Here is a 16,786-nt window from a genome sequence, read left to right as displayed (position 1 = left end):
CCTTTCTATAGTATTGTCTCTATATTTTACGAAAGTATAAAAATATGACCGTTTCGCCCGAACAGGTTGACCGTATTGTTTCCAACCGGCACCACGACCCCTTTGAAATTTTGGGCTGTCACCAGATCAGTGAGAATGGCCAATCCGTATGGGCGATACGCGCCTATTTACCCAACGCCGAACGGGTGAGTGTCCTCTGTCCAGAGCTGCGGCAAGAATATCCGATGACGCCGGTTCACCACCCGCACTTTTTCGAGTGCCGCATTCCCGTGGCGGAACTGCATAATTACCAACTGAAAATCTACGAAAATGGCCACGAGCGCGTCATCTATGACCCCTATGCCTTCCGCTCCTCAAAGCTAACGGATTTTGATATTCATCTCTTTGCCGAGGGCAATCACCACCGCATCTATGAAAAACTGGGGGCACACTTGCTGACGGTGGAGGGGGTCGCGGGGGTTTATTTTGCCGTCTGGGCGCCCAATGCCCGCAATGTTTCTGTCATCGGCAACTTTAACCAGTGGGATGGGCGCAAACACCAAATGGCACGGCGGGGCAACGGCATCTGGGAGCTGTTTATCCCTGGCTTGGGGGTGGGCGAGCACTATAAGTATGAAATTAAAAATCAGGAGGGGCATATTTACGAAAAATCGGATCCCTACGGCTTTTACCAAGAACCACGCCCCAAGACCGCTTCCATTGTTACTGACTTAAATAGCTACGAATGGAACGATGATGACTGGCTGGAAAGGCGGCGCCACACCGACCCCCTCACCCAACCAATTTCCGTCTTTGAGGTGCACTTGGGATCCTGGCTTCACGCCTCAATGGAGGACCCGCCCATTGGTGCCGACGGTCAACCCCAAGAACCCGTGCAGGTGGCAGAACTCAAGCCCTGGGCACGCTTTCTCACCTATCGCGAATTGGCGGCTAAACTCATTCCCTACGTCAAGGAATTGGGCTACACCCACATTGAACTGTTGCCCATTGCCGAGCATCCCTTCGACGGCTCTTGGGGCTATCAAGTGACCGGTTACTATGCCCCCACCTCTCGCTATGGCAGTCCCCAAGACTTTATGTATTTCGTGGATCAGTGCCACCAAAACGGCATTGGCGTCATTGTCGATTGGGTACCGGGGCACTTTCCCAAGGATGGCCACGGCCTCGCCTTCTTTGATGGCACCCATCTCTACGAGCATGCGGATCCGCGCAAGGGGGAACACAAGGAATGGGGCACCCTTGTCTTTAACTATGGTCGCCACGAAGTGCGCAATTTTCTGGTGGCCAATGCCCTCTTTTGGTTTGACAAGTACCACATTGACGGTATTCGCGTGGATGCCGTGGCCTCGATGCTCTACCTTGACTACAACCGCAAGGAGGGGGAGTGGATCCCCAACGAATACGGTGGGCGGGAGAATTTAGAGGCGGCCAACTTTCTGCGCCAAGTCAACCATGTGATTTTTAGCTATTTTCCGGGGATTCTCTCGATCGCCGAGGAGTCAACGGCATGGCCGATGGTCTCTTGGCCCACCTACATGGGGGGCTTGGGCTTCAACCTGAAGTGGAATATGGGCTGGATGCACGATATTCTCGATTACTTCAGCATGGATCCGTGGTTCCGCCAGTTCCACCAAAATAACGTCACCTTTAGTATGTGGTACCACCACAGCGAGAACTTCATGTTGGCACTGTCCCACGATGAGGTAGTGCACGGCAAGGGGAGCATGATTGGCAAAATGCCCGGCGATCGCTGGCAAAAATTTGCGAACCTGCGCTGTTTGTTTGCCTACATGTTCACCCACCCCGGCAAGAAAACGATGTTTATGGGGATGGAGTTTGCCCAGTGGAGCGAGTGGAATGTCTGGAGTGATCTAGAGTGGCACCTGCTGCAATACGAACCTCATCAGCAAATTCAACGTTTCTTCAAGGATCTCAATCGCCTCTACCGTTCACAACCTGCCCTCTATACCCAAGATTTCAAACAGGAGGGTTTTGAGTGGATTGACTGTAGCGATAACCGCCATAGCGTTGTTTCCTTTATCCGTTGGGACAGGGACTATCAAGATTTTGTCGTTGTCGTCTGTAACTTTACACCGCAGCCCCATAGCCACTACCGCATTGGCGTACCTGAGCATGGGTTTTACCGCGAACTGTTTAACAGCGATGCCCGTGAGTACGGCGGCAGCAATATGGGTAACTTGGGCGGCAAATGGGCCGATGAATGGCCCTACCACAATCGCCGTTACTCCCTAGATCTCTGTTTGCCCCCCTTGGCGGTGCTGATCTTGAAACTGGATCGAGAGAAGACAGCGGCAGAGCGGGCACGCTATAACCTGAATTCTAATTCTTAGGTCTCAAGAATCCCCGTTTGCACTTGCCACAGGCCGTAATAAACTCCCTGCTGAGCAAGGAGTGCCTCGTGGGTACCCTGTTCCACAATTTCACCGTGCTCAAGGACATAGATGCAGTCGGCATGGCGGATTGTGGAGAGGCGGTGGGCAATGGCAATGGTGGTACGATGTGCCGTGATGTGGGCTAGGGATCGCTGGATGGCGGCTTCGGTTTCGTTGTCCACTGCCGATGTGGCCTCATCCAAAACAAGAATTGGCGGGTCTTTGAGAAGGGCACGGGCGATCGCCAGCCGTTGCCGCTGACCGCCAGAGAGTTTTTGTCCCCGCTCGCCCACCACTGTGTCATAGCCTTGGGGGAGTTCCCGGATAAATTCGTGGGCTTCAGCCAGCTTTGCCGCGTGGACGACGTCAGCAAGGGTTGCCCCCGGACTGCCATAGGCAATGTTTTCAAAGACGGTGCCGTGAAAGAGAAAGACCTCTTGACTCACCCAGCCAATGGCAGCACGCAAGTCCCGCAGCCGATACTCCCGAATATCCACCCCATCAATGAGGATGCGCCCCTGCTGCATCTCGTAAAAGCGCAGTAGCAATTTCACGAGGGTACTTTTACCGGATCCCGTGGCGCCGACAATGGCGATCGTCTGACCCGCAGGGACGTGTAAACTGACATTTTTTAGCACGGAGGCGCGGCCGGCATAGGCAAAGCTGATGGCTTCAAAGCGCACCTCTCCTTTAACATGGCGCGGATTAAGGGGGCGATCGCCCGTGGGAATGGCAATCGGTGTTTCCAGCAAATTCAGCACCCGCTGGGTTGAAGCCATAGCGCGCTGGTACTGATCTAGGGTTTCTCCCAAACGGGTTAGGGGCCAGAGCAGCCGTTGAATCAGATAGACCATTGTGCTGTAGGCACCCACATCCAAGCGCCCTTGAAAAGCGGCAAAGCCTCCCAACACCAGCGTTCCCGTAAACCCAAAGAGAATCACAAAGCGAATCAGGGGAATATAGGCCGCACTCAGCCGAATGGCGCGGCGATTGCTCTGTTGATAGGCTTCACTCTCTCGGCGCAGGCGCTCCAATTCATAGGCTTCAGCAGTAAAGCTCTTGATGGTTTGAATCCCCGTGATATTGTTGGCTAGGCGTTCATTGAGGCGTCCCGCCTTTTCCCGCACATCGGCATAGCGAGGGGCAAGCCGCCGCTGAAAGAGCACTGATCCCCAAAGAATCACAGGCATGGGCAGCATGCCCCAGAGAGCCACACTTGGCGCTAAATAAAAGAAAATCCCGCCAATAACAAGAACTGTGGTTGTTACTTGTAGAACTTCATTGGCACCGCCGTCTAAAAATCGCTCCAGTTGGTTAATGTCATCGTTGAGAATCGAGAGCAACACCCCACTGCTGCGCTCCTCAAAAAAGGCCAAGTCCATTTCCTGGACATGGGCATAGGCCTCAAGGCGCAAATCGTGTTGAATCTGCTGGGCTAAGTTGCGCCAACTGCGGGCATAGGCATACTCAAAGAGCGACTCCAAGCTCCAGATCACAAACGAAAGACCCGCCAAGGCCAACAGTTGCTGCTCAAAGGTTCTTAGCCCCCAGCGGGCAAAGAGGGAATCCTGCCGCTTCACCACTAAGTCCACGGCAATGCCAATCAAAACCGGGGGAGCAAGATCAAAAATTTTATTCAGAACGGAGTAAAGGGAGGCATGCCCCACTTGGCGTTGGTAGCGTTGGCTGTGCTTCAGAAGTCGTAGAAATGGATGCAAGGCTTCTTGGCCTCCCCAAAGTGCAGGATGATTGCAGGCAGGCGGTTGACTTGCCTAATTCTTAAGATAAGCTAAAGAATTGCTCCCTGGGAGAGTTGCCCACCCGACCGTATTTCCTGCATCTCAAACGGAGGCTTTCCCTGCCTCCTGAATCGGTACCCACTCGGTATGGAAGGTTCCGGGTTTATCAATTCGCTCGTAGGTGTGCGCCCCAAAGAAGTCCCGCTGCGCTTGGGTGAGATTTTGCGGCAGGCGATCGCGCCGATAGCTATCGAAGTACTCCAGCGATGCGCCAAAGGCCGGCACGGCAATCCCCGCACGGGTCGCCTCCACCAAGACCTCCCGCCACGCCGCCTGCTTATCGAGGATTGTTTGGCGAAACTCGGGCGCCAGCAGTAGATTGGCCAGTTGGGGATTTTCGCTGTAGGCCCGCTTGATCTTATCCAAGAAGCCAGCCCGAATAATACAGCCCCCCTTCCAGATGCGGGCAATCTCGCTCAGGTTGAGTTGGTTGTCAAACAGTTCCTGCGAGCCTTTGGCAATCAGAGCCATCCCTTGGGCATAGGAGCAGATTTTTGAGCAGTAGAGGGCATCACGAATTTTGCCGATGAATTCTTCGGTATTGCCGCCAAAGTGCACCGCAGGGCCGGAAAGGACTTGGGCAGCCGCCATCCGTTCGGCTTTGATTGACGACATAATGCGGGCATTTACAGCAGCGGCAATGGTTGGAATAGCCACCCCCATTTCTAGGGCACTTTCCACCGTCCAGCGACCGGTTCCCTTTTGACCAGCGGCATCCACAATCACCTCCACAAGGGGCAGATGGGTTTCCGAATCAATATAAGTGAAAATCTGGCTGGTAATTTCAATCAAAAATGAGTTGAGTTCGGGGGTTTCATTCCAACTTTTGAAGACCTCATGGAGTTGCTGATGATTGAGGCCAAGGAGGTTTTTCAGTAGGTCATAGGCTTCGGCAATGAGCTGCATATCGCCATACTCAATGCCGTTGTGCACCATCTTGACAAAGTGACCTGACCCCCCCGGTCCAATGTAGGTAACACAAGGCCCATCATCCCCTTGGGCGGCAATTTTGGTCAGGATGGGTTCAAGGGCTTGGTAGGCCTCACGACTACCGCCGGGCATAAGACTGGGACCATTGAGGGCACCTGCTTCACCACCGCTGACCCCCATCCCAAAGAAACACAGTCCTGCCGCCTCCATTTCCGCAACGCGGCGTTCGGTATCCGTATAGAGAGAGTTGCCGCCATCAATGAGGATGTCGCCGGGTTCAAGGAGTGGCTTCAGTTGCTGGATGAGATCATCTACGGGTTTGCCGGCTTTGACCATCGCCAAAATGCGGCGGGGACGCGACAGGGAGGCAACGAATTCCTCCAGACTATAGGTGGCCTTAAAGCGGCGGCCTGCGGCGCGTTCAGCCATGAAAGCCTCGGTGCGGCTGGGGGTGCGATTGTAAACCGCCACTGAGAATCCATTTCGCTCCACGTTGAGGGCAAGGTTTTCCCCCATGACGGCAAGGCCAATAACGCCAAAATCTTGCTGTGACATACATCCGTCCTGCAATGGCAAGGATCACTTCCACCATAGCGGCAAGGTCAGCCAGAGGAATGGAAGAAGGTATTAACTTTTAGGCCAACCCCACGAGTTTTTCGCTCAACTCCCAAAGACGGCGGGCTTTTTGCTCATCACTGCCCTCCGCCGAGAGTTCTTGGACAAAGGCTTTGCGGCCTTCTTTTTGGCGGTTACCCCAGCTCCAGTGCACCCCCGACTGGCGAAACTCGGGGTCTGCCACCACCATTGCGACGCGCTCACCTGCCAATTCTTGGCTGACATAGCCACCAGTAATGTATTTCTGAAAGAGGGGAAAAAGCTTCTGAAAAAGGGGAAAATGGTTGCGAAACAAGGGAGTATCCGCTACGCAGCCAGGGTACAAAGAGCTAAAGACAATCCCCGTCGAATCATGGAAGCGGCGATGCAGTTCCCGCGCCGTCAGCATATTGCACAGTTTACTGTCTTTGTAGGCTTTGCCAGACTTAAAGGGCTTGCCGTTAATCATGGCAATGGGTTTCTTGAAGCCCTGCTCAAAGCCTTCAAGGTTGCCCAAATCAGGCGGAGCAGGAATGGGGATTTTACCGCCAAATTCTTTGCGGTTGGCGGTCACCGTGCCGAGAATCACCAAGCGCTTATCGCTTTCGGGGGAGTTTTTCAAATCCTCAAGGAGGAGGTTGGCTAAAAGAAAATGCCCCAAGTGATTGGTAGCCACAGTGAGTTCGTAGCCATCCATACTGTAAAGAGGCTCCTTGAGCAGGGGATAATAGACGGCGGCATTGCAGACAAGGGCACGCAAGGGGCGATTCAATGCCCGAAACGACTCGACAAAGCCGCGCACACTGGCCAACGAGGACAAGTCCAAATGCAAAATCGTGTAGGCCTCCGGCGGAAGCTGAATGTCTTTGGCGGCTTGCTCTGCTTTCTCAAGATTGCGGCAGGCCATCACAACGTGCCAGCCCCGATTGGCTAAGGCTTTGGTGGCATACAATCCAACTCCAGAGGAGGCACCTGTAATAATAACCGTTGGGCGTGGCTGATCACTCATAGGTTCTGTGGCATACCTGTGGTAACGTCGCTACTGATCCTGCCATAGAAGCGATCGCCCCCTAGCTGCACCCCCCGCGATCCTTTACAGTGACTTAATAAATAGACTCGATAGTTAATCAAGTTTTGTATCTAGTTTGTTTCTCCCCTATTTTCAGGATTAACCCAACTCTATGACTATCTCCCACCCCTTGCCACTGTGGCTGCGCAAACCCCTTGGCAAAGCCAGTGAACTCTCTACGGTTCAACGCCTCGTGCGCCACTATGGCATTCACACCATCTGTGAAGAGGGGCGCTGTCCGAATCGCGGTGAATGCTATGCCCAAAAAACCGCCACCTTTTTACTTTTGGGTGCTACCTGCACCCGTGCCTGTGCCTTCTGTCAAGTGGAGAAGGGGCGTGCGCCGGCTGCGGTTGATCCGGAAGAACCTGCAAAAATTGCTGCTGCTGTGGCTGCCTTGGGATTGCGCTATGTGGTGTTAACCTCTGTGGCACGGGATGACTTACCCGATCAGGGCGCAGGTCAATTTGTCGCTACCATGGAGGCGATTCGCCACCGCTGCCCTGGCACCGAAATTGAGGTTCTTACCCCTGACTTTCGCATGGATCGGGGTCGGCTGTCCCAACGGGACTGCATTGCCCAAATTGTGGCCGCACAACCGGCCTGCTACAACCACAACCTTGAAACTGTGCGCCGCCTTCAAGGCCCTGTGCGACGGGGTGCCACCTATGAGAGTTCACTGCGGGTTTTGGCAACCGTTAAAGAACTTAACCCCGATATTCCCACTAAATCGGGACTCATGCTGGGCTTAGGGGAAACCGAGGCAGAAGTGATTGAAACCTTAAAAGATTTACGAGCGGTAGGGTGCGATCGCCTGACTTTGGGACAATATTTGCCCCCCTCCTTGAATCACTTGCCGGTGGTGAAGTATTGGACTCCCGAAGAATTTAACACCTTGGGCAATATTGCACAGGAACTTGGATTTTCCCATGTGCGTTCAGGTCCTCTTGTACGCAGTTCCTACCATGCCGCAGACGTTGCCCCAACCCAAAAAGCGGGATAGGCACTGCTAGTTTCTCGTTCCTACCGCTCAGTTGACGGCTCACTCAGGGAAGTACTTACCCCTTGTAGTCACCATCACGGCTCCCCGCTCACGAATCAACTCCTTGGCTGCACGCTCAACGCGATAGCCAAAAAACAAGGGGTGAATTTCCTCAGTTGCTGTCACTTGAGCCACCAGATTCAAAAACCGCTCCACCTCTGATTCGGTGATATTGCTTTTGACTTCCCCCAGCACCAGAAGTGGCTCTCCATGAATTTGGCCACGGATGACTAAATCAAATTCATACTCTCCATTGCGCAGAGGTAGGGTGTCTCGGTCACAAAATTCAATTTCCATGCCCCAGCGATACTCTAGAATTTCGGGTACCACTTCCAGCGCAAGGTCTTCCAGCGACCCACCCAAGGCTTCACTGAGGCCGCCCACTTGGCGTGCGAGTTGTCTCACCGCTCGTTCTGTGCGCTCTTGCGCCGCGGCCAGTTGATCTACTCGTTCTTCGGTGCGCTTTTGTGCTGCCGCCAGTTCTTCGACTCGTTCTTCAGTGCGTTTTTGGGCTTGGGCAAGTTCTGCGACTCGTTCTTCGGTGCGCTTCTGAGCCTCAGCTAGTTCTGCAACGGTCACCGTCAGTTGATCTACTCGTTCTTCGGTGCGCTTCTGAGCTTGAGCCAAATCCGCCACAATTGACTTTAGCTCGTTGAAGTCCTTGGCCTTGACCAAATCATCATAGGCCTCGCGGATCACTTCCGCCAATAGGTGCGCTTGTTCGGGAGGAAACGCCGCCCGCAGTTTTTCTTCGAGGACAGAGGTCATTACGTTTAGAACGTTTAGAGTGGTGAATTGCGGCTGTACTCTACATTCTAACGACTAAACAATGCCTCCTTGGTTTTCACAGATTTTCTCAGGAAAGCTCCTCCAACCTCAGAAGCCTCATGGATACCCTATTCACTCAGGAAAGTATTTGCCCCTTGTGGTGACCATCACGGCTCCCCGCTCACGAATCAACTCCTTGGCAGCTCGTTCAACGCGATAGCCAAAAAACAGAGGGCGAATTTCCTCAGTCGCTGTTACTTGAGCCACCAGATTCAAAAATCGCTCCACCTCTGATTCGGTGATGTTGCTTTTGACTTCGCCGAGTACCAGTACTGGTCGTCTCTCGACTTGACCACGAATCACTAAGTCAAACTCATACTCTCCGTTGCGGAGGGGCAGTGTATCCCGCTCACAGAATTCGATTTCCATGCCCCAGCGATACTCAAGGATCTCGGGCACCACTTCCAAAGCGAGGTCTTCGAGGGAGCCACCAAGGGCTTCACTGAGTCCGCCCACTTGGCGAGCCAGTTGCCTCACAGCGCGTTCGGTCCGCTCCTGCGCCGCAGCCAGTTGGTCAACTCGTTCTTCGGTGCGTTTCTGGGCTTGAGCGAGTTCTTCGACAGCAAGGGCTAGTCGGTCAACTCGTTCTTCGGTGCGTTTCTGGGCTTGAGCGAGTTCTTCGACAGCAAGGGCTAGTCGGTCAACCCGTTCTTCGGTGCGCTTTTGGGCTTGAGCCAGTTCACCAACGATGGACTTCAGCTCGCTGAAGTCTCTGGCTTTCACCAAGTCGTTGTAGGCTTCATGGATGACTTCCGCCAGCAAATGTGCCTGTTCTGGGGGAAACGCTGCCCGCAGTTTTTCTTCAAGCAGAGAGGTCATTGCATCTAAAGTTATGGATTGCGGCCGTACTCTCCATTCTAGCGACTAGACGATGCCTCCTTGCTTTCCACGCCCTCTCTCAGAAAGGCTCCTTGGGCACAGTTCCTACTCTGTCAGTGAGGCAGTCTAGCCATTTTAAGCGTCAACAAATCGAAACAAAATGTTTGACGAACCAAGGGGTACATGGCTATACTCCTACACACTGAGCTGTATTGTTAAGCTGAATACTAGGTGAAGAGTAGAACGAGTTGATCGCCCTACTTAGCCTAGGCTCTCGTAAGTGAGGAGTAACGTGATGAAAAAGACTTACCTGCTAGCGGGTGGCTTGAGCCTACTGGGTGTAGTCGTAGGGGCTAATATTGCTACCGCCAATGAACCTACCAACTTTGAAAACCTGATTGCTGCTGAACCACAACATCTCCAAGTTTCTGAAGCACCGCCTGCTGCCAATACCATTGCAGATGCTTCTAGTATCATTACCTCTGTTAATCAGCTTTTGGCCAACCAAGAATCCATGGGGCAAGTGACCTCTGTCTCCCAGCTTTCTGATGTTCGCCCCACTGACTGGGCCTACCAAGCCTTGGCCTCCCTGGTTGAGAAATACGGCTGCATTGCGGGTTATCCCGATGGCACCTTTCGGGGCAACCGTGCCGCCACCCGTTATGAAATGGCAGCAGCCCTCAATGCCTGCTTGGATGTCATTAGTGACCGCTTTGCCACGAAGGAAGACTTGGCAACCTTGCAAAAGCTCATGGATGAGTTTAAGGCTGAACTCACCACCCTACGCGGTCGCGTGGATAAGCTTGAAGCTCGCACCGCCAAGCTGGAAGCCCAGCAGTTCTCCACAACCACAAAATTAACAGGCACAGTGGTGATGTCCGTGCAATATGGCGGCCGTCCTAGCAGTCCGAATCCTTCTGTGAGTCCTGTTGTTGGAATTGCTCCTGCTAACACAAACCCCACTGTCATTGCTGCTGCGATTCTGAATCTAAACACCAGCTTCACTGGCACTGACCTATTGCAAACAAGCCTCTCTACAGGCAATGGGGGTCGTGATGCCATTAGCACCTATGAGATAGGATTGCAGACAGACTCGACTCTACATAATCCCCCTGATTTGCCACTTCCCTACTTTAGTCCTAGTAATTACGCTTGGTCTGGTTATGGACCGACAGTTGAGCTGGAGCGTTTGGCCTACAGCTTCAAGCCTACTCGAGATATTACAGTCACCGCAGGGTCTCTGTTTTACCCCAGTGATATTATTGACAAGAATAGCTGGGCAAACGATGAGGCCAGTGACTTTGGTACATACTTTTTCCTCAATAACCCCTTCATTGTTCCCTACGCCCTGAAAGACTTGGGCGGGGCGGGCGCTGCCATTGAATGGAACCCCAAGGAAGGCCCCTTTACTGTCCGTGCCCTTTATCTTGCAGGCGAAGCAGATCGGGCAGCTGCAGGGATTGCTCCACCAAGTCCGGGGGGTGGATTTGGCGGTGATCCTTTCCAAACCTCGCTAGAGCTAGAGTATGCCAATAAGTTTGGTGGTGGCAAAAACAGTTATGCTGTTCGGCTGCAGGGTACCTATTCTAAAACCTATGGCATTGAAGCTCGAGCAGCGGGGATTAACTTTGAGCTGAATCTGGATCGCTTAGGTATTTTTGGCCGAGCAGGTGTTGCCAGTATTCCAGGTGGTTACTTTCCGGGTGTGTCACCTCTTCCCTACTCTGTTCTTGGTGTACCTGATGCTGGTATGACGGCCTACAATTTCATGGCCGGTATTGGCTACAAAGATCTGCTTGTACCGGGGTCTGTTCTAGCTGTTGCTGCGGGAGCACCGTTCATTAACAGTGCTCCCAATTTGGGCTTCATCAATAATGCTAATCAAGTCAACGTAGAGGCCTTCTACAAATTTCCCATCAGTGACAACATCAGCATCACGCCGATCTTTACGGCAATCATCAACCCCAATAATACTAATGGGGGTGGTGTAATCTCCGGTCAGCCGATTCTCCAAGGCGTGATTCGTACGACGTTTACGTTCTAGCGTTAGTAAGTTCACCCCGATCTTGAGTCCCTCTCCCCAGTGGAGGGGGATTTTTTATGGACTTTACTATTCTTTGTAAAAGTCATTAACTTCTCTGAAGTTTTCTTTCATCTTTTCGCTGATATTAATGAGTACATGGTATTCTTAAGCACATCTCACTTAAGGGTCGATCAAGAACTCAACTAGTGACTGTCAAAATTACTAGCTGCTGCTGGAGTTTCACGAGGCTTCGGGGGGGGTAGCGGCTTGGAGGTTGATATGATGACATCAGATCGCGGTTTCAGTGCCGGGGGAACACCGCAATTGGTAGAAACACTTCACCCTGAGTCATTGCTTCAGCAACTTAGCACTTCGAGAGGGACAGGGTGTTTCAAGGTTAGTGTTCAACAGCAACAGTGGTTCCTCTACTTTGCTCAGGGGAAGTTGATTTATGCTACCCACACGATTGAGCCGGGCGATCGCTTTGAGCGCCATCTTCGGCAACTGAGCTATACGGTTCCTAGCCTCAATCGCGAGTTGCGTGTCCAAGTACAACAGCGATGGGAACAGGCCAATACCCCAACCCCCATCTATGAGTATGAGAGTCTGTGCTGGTTGCTTACTCAGCACATCATTACCCCAGAGCAGTTTAGCCAGTTGGTGGAGGGGCTGATCGTTGAAGTCCTAGAGTCGTTTTTATATCTCAAAAGTGGTCATCACCAGTTAGTGCCTTATGTGGAGGTGCCGATTGTCAATCGCTTTGACCCCAGCCGACTCATTCAGCAGTGTAAGTCGCAAATTCAGCAATGGCTGAGCCTTGGCCACAAAATTGTTTCTCCTTTCCAGCGCCCGTACTTCTTTAGGAGTGCTCAACTCAATTTAACCCCAGAACAGCAGCAACGCCTGGGGTCTATGCTACGGGGTTTTAGCTTTCGCCATTTGGCAGTGCTTCTCAACCAAAATGAAATTACCTTGGTGCGTAGCCTTTTGCCGTTAATTGAGAAGGGAGCCGTAGTCGTTCGGGAGCCGCAACACCCCTTTGATTTGCTGCCCAGTTTTGATACCAGTTTGTGGCAGGAAACTGCGCCCGCAGTGGCAGAGGAAAGTGGTGATTTAGGCAGTGGCTTCTTCACTTCCAAAGTGCCCAACCGCACCTATCGGATTGTCTGTATTGATGACAGTCCGGCCATGCTCAATGAAATTAAGCGGTTTTTGGCGGATGATGCCTTTGAAGTGATTGCCCTCAATGATTCTGTGAAAGCCCTCATGGAGGTGATGCGTCTCAACCCAGATCTCATCCTGCTGGATGTGGGGATGCCCAATATTGACGGTTATAAGTTTTGTAAAGTTATTCGCAACCATGAACGCTTTAAGTCAGTACCCATCATTATGGTGACGGGTAACACAGGACTCATTGATCGCGATAGAGCACGCCTTGTGGGGGCGACGGACTACATGACGAAACCGTTTACCCAAGAGGCGCTGCTCAAAATGGTCTTTCGCTATTTGAGCTAGGACGCAGTATATTGGCATTTGCGCGCACCAACCTGAATAGGGCGGAAGTCGAGGAGAAGAGATGACGAAGGTTTTAGTTGTGGAAGATGTGCCCTCGGAAATGACTCTCATCAGTTCATTCCTCAAGGAAGCCGGCTACACGGTCATTGAGGCACTGGGGGCAAAGGAAGCGCTGGAAAAGGTCAGCCAACACAAACCCGATGTGGTGGTTACCGATGTGGTAATGCCGGAGATGAGTGGCTTTGAACTGTGCCGTGCGCTCAAGAAAAATCCGGAAACGGAAAAACTACCGGTCGTGGTCTGTAGCTCTAAAAACCAAGAATTAGACCGCCTGTGGGCAATGAAACAAGGAGCAGATGCCTATGTCACCAAGCCCTTTAATCGTGAAGATTTGCTACGAGCCGTGAAGTCGGTGGTGATCTCATGATGGCAGAAGCAGGACTTTGGCAAGAGAGTGAGCGCAGACAAGATCAGCGGCAAAATGTCCCCTACCTGCGCTTGATCCTTCACCGAGAATTGACGGCTCTGCTGCCAATGGGGGAGATTCGGCAGGTGTTAGTGATTTCGCCGCAACAGCTGACGGTGATTCCCAATATGCCTGCGGTGGTCATGGGACTACTGAACTTTCGCAACCGGGTTGTTTGGGTGTTTGACTTAGCCCTTTTGCTGAATCTCGATCCGCTGCAGGAAAGTTCACTCCTCACGATTGTTGTACTGCAAACCTCAAAGGGACACTTGGCACTGGCGCTCTCCCAAGTGGGCGGTGTTGCTCGTCTTTCTGAGAGTTTGATTCAATCGCCTGTGGGTACAATGAGTGCAGCGCTGGTTCCCTATGTAAAGGGCTGTTGTCGTCTGGAGGAAGGAATCTTCTATATCCTCGATGGAGAGGCGATCGCCGAGCATTGCTGGGCCAATTGTGTTCGCTAGACTGATTCTTCATACCACTGGGATAGGTAAACAATGACTACTGCTAAACCGCCAATTGATCTGCCGCCTTTGCCCCCTTCGGTATTGAACTACCAACTGCCTCCCGTAGAGGAGAAAAAAGCAACAACCAATGGCAAATCCCCTGAACAACCCTTGTCGCCACCTCCTCCACGCCGCAAATTGTGGGGGCTACGTCCGAAACTGATTACCAGTGCAGTTGCCCTTGCAACCCTGCCTATGATTGCCGTGGGCTTGGCGGCGAATCAAGTGGCGCGTCGGCAATTGATGGAGCAAGTCTTGCAACTTCAGCAGCAGGAAGTCAGTAGTGCAGCGCTTCAGTTTGATAACTATCTGCGCGATCGGCGAGGGGATGCGCGAGTTTTGGCATCTGTCTTGAATAATCGCTACAGCAGTGAGATCCAGCGGCGCGATCGCGCCCAATTGCAAGCGGTCTTGGATCAGTTTCTTGATGCCTATGTCGCCTATGACAGTGCAGCAATTATTGCCAATAATGGCCAAGGAACGATTATCGCTCAATCCTCAGCAGGAAATCGCCTTCCGAACAATATTCTTCAAAATCAAGAGTACTTTAAGCTCGCGATCCAAACGCGGGGGGTAGTTTTAACGATTGAACCAACCCTCTCGCTACCAGATCGCCCCTTAGGCATGTTTTTGGCGGTGCCACTGATTAATCCCCAGAGCAAACAAATTATAGCGGTGCTGCGGTTGAGGGTACCGAAAGGTAGTGTTCAGCAATTTCTGAAAGTCTACGCTCGCAACCGACAACAGAGTTTTTACCTCGTGACACCTGAGGGAACGATTTTTACAGCATCAATTCCAGAATTAAATGGAAAGCCTCTAGAAGAGATTTTTCCCAAGTTAGCTCAGCAAAGGGAAAATAAGCCAGCTAGTGCATTGATAGAGCGACGCCGCTTCGATGGTGAGTCCCAGATTCTCAGCTACAAAAGTGTTTCACAGCCGTTTGCCTTAATCATTCTTGGTACAGATCAAGCCTACGCCCTCAAGCCGCTGCAAAACCTGACTTGGGCACTGTTATCAGGGGTTATTGTCGCAGCTGTTGTTGCCGGAGCAATCGCAATCTATCTTAGCGATCGCGCAATTCAACCCCTCTTGGGAGCTACTAAGGCAGTGACGAGAATCGGTGAAGGAGATCTACAAACCCGCCTGCCGGTGGCAGGGGATGATGAGTTAGCTACTCTCAGCCGCACGATTAACCAGATGGCTGAGCAGTTAGAACAATCCCTGACAGAAGCTCACCTCTCTGCCCAGCGCGCCCATCAATTGCGCGATAGTCTCTTCCGCCTAACCCAGCAGAGCGATCGCCGGCAGATTCTTGATAATCTCGTTAACGAGGGTCGCCATCTTTTGGGGTGCGATCGCGTCATTTTCTACGAGTTTAATGAAAACTTTGTGGGCCGCGTGGTGGCTGAATCGGTCGCCGAGGGTTGGCCAAAGGCTCTAGAGAAAGTCATTGATGACCCCTGCTTCCGGCAAAATTGGGTTGACGCCTACACCAAAGGGCGCGTCCAAGCCACCCCAGATATTTTGAATGCCGGTCTAACGGAGTGCCACCTCAAACAACTCGCCCCCCTAAAGGTGCGAGCCAATCTCGTCGTTCCCGTGCTAGTAGAGAAAAAACTGGTCGCGCTTTTAATTGCCCATCAGTGCAGTGAGCCGCGCCAGTGGCAACAGTCAGAAATTGATGCCTTTCTCCAGTTGGCCAACCAAGGAGGACTGGTGCTGGAGCGCAATAAGCTCTTTGAGCAAACGACTGCGGCTCAAAAAGAAGCGGAACGCCTGGCCCAAGAGCAACAGCAACGCACTGAACGCATCCAAATGCAGTTGATTAACCTGCTCACGGAAGTGGAAGCTGCCTCGAAAGGGGATTTGACGGTGCGCGCCGACATCACCGCCGATGAAATTGGTACCGTTGCCGACATTTTCAACTCCCTCATTGAAAGTCTGCGGGAGGTGGTTATCCAGGTAAAAGCAACAACGGAAAGAGTCAACACTGCCCTCTTAGCAGATGAGACAGCCATGACGGGGCTGGCGGAAGAATCCCTGCGGCAAGCCAAGAAAGTGAATCGGATGCTGGAGGCCGTTGAGGCGATGTCGGTTTCTATTGAATCCGTGGCCAATAGTGCCAACGAAGCCGCAGAAGTGGCGCGTAAAGCCGCCGAACGTGCCCTCGCCAGCGGTGAAACAATGGATGCCACTGTAGATAGTATTCTCCATCTGCGGGAAACTGTGGCTGAAACCGCTAAAAAAGTGAAGCGATTGGGCGAATCCTCGCAGCAGATTTCAAAAGTGATTTCCCTAATTAACCAAATTGCCCTGCAAACGAACCTCTTGGCCATTAATGCCAGTATTGAGGCGGCTCGTGCCGGTGAAGAGGGGCGAGGCTTTGCTGTGGTTGCCGAAGAGGTGGGTGAACTAGCGGCGCGATCGGCAGCCGCGACTCGTGAAATTGAGCAAATCGTGGAAACCATTCAGCAGGAGACCCACGAGGTAGTGAGTGCCATGGAAATCGGTACAGCTCAGGTGGTTGAAGGCACGCGCCTTGTGGAGGTAACCAAGCAGAACCTCGAAGAAATTGTGCAAGTGTCGCAGCACATTGACGAACTGGTGCAGTCCATTTCCCAAGCCACTGTCTCCCAAGCCCGCACCTCCAACACCGTCAATACACTCATGAAAGACTTTGCCAAGGTCTCCGAGGGCATGTCTGCTACGTCCAAGCAGATTTCTGAGTCTCTGCAAGCCACAGTGGACATGGCTCAGGAACTACAAAACTCGGTCAACATCTTTAAGGTGACTCCTGAGGGATAA

12 protein-coding genes are annotated in these 16,786 nt (G+C 52.4%); 7 read left to right on the top strand and 5 right to left on the bottom strand.

Translation table 11 applies throughout. The annotated features are described in order from the left end of the window. Positions 1–44 precede the first annotated feature (44 nt). Positions 45–2,351 carry a 1,4-alpha-glucan branching enzyme gene (gene glgB, locus Q0683_RS03295; RefSeq protein ID WP_298613994.1) on the top strand — a complete coding sequence of 769 codons (2,307 nt, stop codon included), beginning with the start codon at positions 45–47 and terminating at the stop codon, positions 2,349–2,351. On the opposite strand, the gene Q0683_RS03290 is transcribed toward glgB, so the two are convergent. From Q0683_RS03290 to Q0683_RS03280, 3 genes are all read right to left on the bottom strand, one after another. Continuing rightward, on the bottom strand, positions 2,348–4,111 hold the full coding sequence (locus Q0683_RS03290) for an ABC transporter ATP-binding protein (RefSeq protein ID WP_298617002.1): 1,764 nt from the start codon (positions 4,109–4,111) through the stop codon (positions 2,348–2,350). The genes glgB and Q0683_RS03290 overlap by 4 nt on opposite strands. Positions 4,112–4,234: 123 nt before the next feature. Beyond that, positions 4,235–5,677 (bottom strand): NADP-dependent phosphogluconate dehydrogenase, encoded by a 1,443-nt coding sequence (gndA, locus tag Q0683_RS03285; protein WP_298976271.1) that lies wholly within the window; start codon positions 5,675–5,677, stop codon positions 4,235–4,237. 79 nt (positions 5,678–5,756) lie between these two features. Continuing rightward, positions 5,757–6,725, bottom strand: a complete 969-nt coding sequence (locus Q0683_RS03280) for a protochlorophyllide reductase (protein WP_298613991.1) — start codon at positions 6,723–6,725, stop codon at positions 5,757–5,759. A 172-nt stretch (positions 6,726–6,897) separates the two neighbouring features. On the opposite strand from Q0683_RS03280, the gene lipA reads away from it, so the two are divergent. Next, a complete protein-coding gene (lipA, locus tag Q0683_RS03275; protein WP_298613988.1) occupies positions 6,898–7,788 on the top strand; it encodes a lipoyl synthase in 891 nt (296 codons plus the stop codon). A 39-nt stretch (positions 7,789–7,827) separates the two neighbouring features. Here lipA and Q0683_RS03270 read toward each other — a convergent pair whose 3' ends face one another. Then, entirely contained in the window at positions 7,828–8,595 is a 768-nt protein-coding gene (locus Q0683_RS03270; RefSeq protein ID WP_298976268.1) for a hypothetical protein, read from the bottom strand. Between the two features lie 132 nt (positions 8,596–8,727). Further along, positions 8,728–9,474, bottom strand: a complete 747-nt coding sequence (locus tag Q0683_RS03265; RefSeq protein ID WP_298976266.1) for a hypothetical protein — start codon at positions 9,472–9,474, stop codon at positions 8,728–8,730. A 295-nt stretch (positions 9,475–9,769) separates the two neighbouring features. On the opposite strand from Q0683_RS03265, the gene Q0683_RS03260 reads away from it, so the two are divergent. From Q0683_RS03260 to Q0683_RS03240, 5 genes are all read left to right on the top strand, one after another. Then, positions 9,770–11,518 carry an iron uptake porin gene (locus Q0683_RS03260; protein ID WP_298976264.1) on the top strand — a complete coding sequence of 583 codons (1,749 nt, stop codon included), beginning with the start codon at positions 9,770–9,772 and terminating at the stop codon, positions 11,516–11,518. A 258-nt stretch (positions 11,519–11,776) separates the two neighbouring features. Next, positions 11,777–13,012, top strand: coding sequence for a response regulator (locus Q0683_RS03255; RefSeq protein ID WP_298976262.1), 1,236 nt, complete (start codon positions 11,777–11,779; stop codon positions 13,010–13,012). Between the two features lie 61 nt (positions 13,013–13,073). Then, positions 13,074–13,439: a PleD family two-component system response regulator gene (locus tag Q0683_RS03250; protein WP_298613979.1), complete on the top strand. Its 366-nt coding sequence runs from the start codon at positions 13,074–13,076 to the stop codon at positions 13,437–13,439. Next, positions 13,436–13,939: a chemotaxis protein CheW gene (locus tag Q0683_RS03245; RefSeq protein WP_298613977.1), complete on the top strand. Its 504-nt coding sequence runs from the start codon at positions 13,436–13,438 to the stop codon at positions 13,937–13,939. Before Q0683_RS03250 ends, Q0683_RS03245 begins: the two co-directional genes overlap by 4 nt. Before the next feature lie 33 nt (positions 13,940–13,972). Further along, positions 13,973–16,786 carry a methyl-accepting chemotaxis protein gene (locus tag Q0683_RS03240; RefSeq protein WP_298976260.1) on the top strand — a complete coding sequence of 938 codons (2,814 nt, stop codon included), beginning with the start codon at positions 13,973–13,975 and terminating at the stop codon, positions 16,784–16,786.

Origin of the sequence: uncultured Thermosynechococcus sp. (assembly GCF_938074695.1) — a bacterium.
Lineage (GTDB): Bacteria > Cyanobacteriota > Cyanobacteriia > Thermosynechococcales > Thermosynechococcaceae > Thermosynechococcus.
This window is presented reverse-complemented; position numbering and strand designations above follow the sequence as displayed.

Excerpts from the sequence above, each read along its gene's own strand:
- Q0683_RS03280 (WP_298613991.1), bottom strand. The coding sequence starts at position 6,725 with ATGAGTGATCAGCCACGCCCAACGGTTATTATTACAGGTGCCTCCTCT.
- Q0683_RS03250 (WP_298613979.1), top strand. The coding sequence starts at position 13,074 with ATGACGAAGGTTTTAGTTGTGGAAGATGTGCCCTCGGAAATGACTCTC.
- Q0683_RS03270 (WP_298976268.1), bottom strand. The coding sequence starts at position 8,595 with ATGACCTCTGTCCTCGAAGAAAAACTGCGGGCGGCGTTTCCTCCCGAA.
- lipA (WP_298613988.1), top strand. The coding sequence starts at position 6,898 with ATGACTATCTCCCACCCCTTGCCACTGTGGCTGCGCAAACCCCTTGGC.
- Q0683_RS03255 (WP_298976262.1), top strand. The coding sequence starts at position 11,777 with ATGATGACATCAGATCGCGGTTTCAGTGCCGGGGGAACACCGCAATTG.
- Q0683_RS03245 (WP_298613977.1), top strand. The coding sequence starts at position 13,436 with ATGATGGCAGAAGCAGGACTTTGGCAAGAGAGTGAGCGCAGACAAGAT.
- Q0683_RS03265 (WP_298976266.1), bottom strand. The coding sequence starts at position 9,474 with ATGACCTCTCTGCTTGAAGAAAAACTGCGGGCAGCGTTTCCCCCAGAA.
- gndA (WP_298976271.1), bottom strand. The coding sequence starts at position 5,677 with ATGTCACAGCAAGATTTTGGCGTTATTGGCCTTGCCGTCATGGGGGAA.
- glgB (WP_298613994.1), top strand. The coding sequence starts at position 45 with ATGACCGTTTCGCCCGAACAGGTTGACCGTATTGTTTCCAACCGGCAC.
- Q0683_RS03240 (WP_298976260.1), top strand. The coding sequence starts at position 13,973 with ATGACTACTGCTAAACCGCCAATTGATCTGCCGCCTTTGCCCCCTTCG.
- Q0683_RS03260 (WP_298976264.1), top strand. The coding sequence starts at position 9,770 with ATGAAAAAGACTTACCTGCTAGCGGGTGGCTTGAGCCTACTGGGTGTA.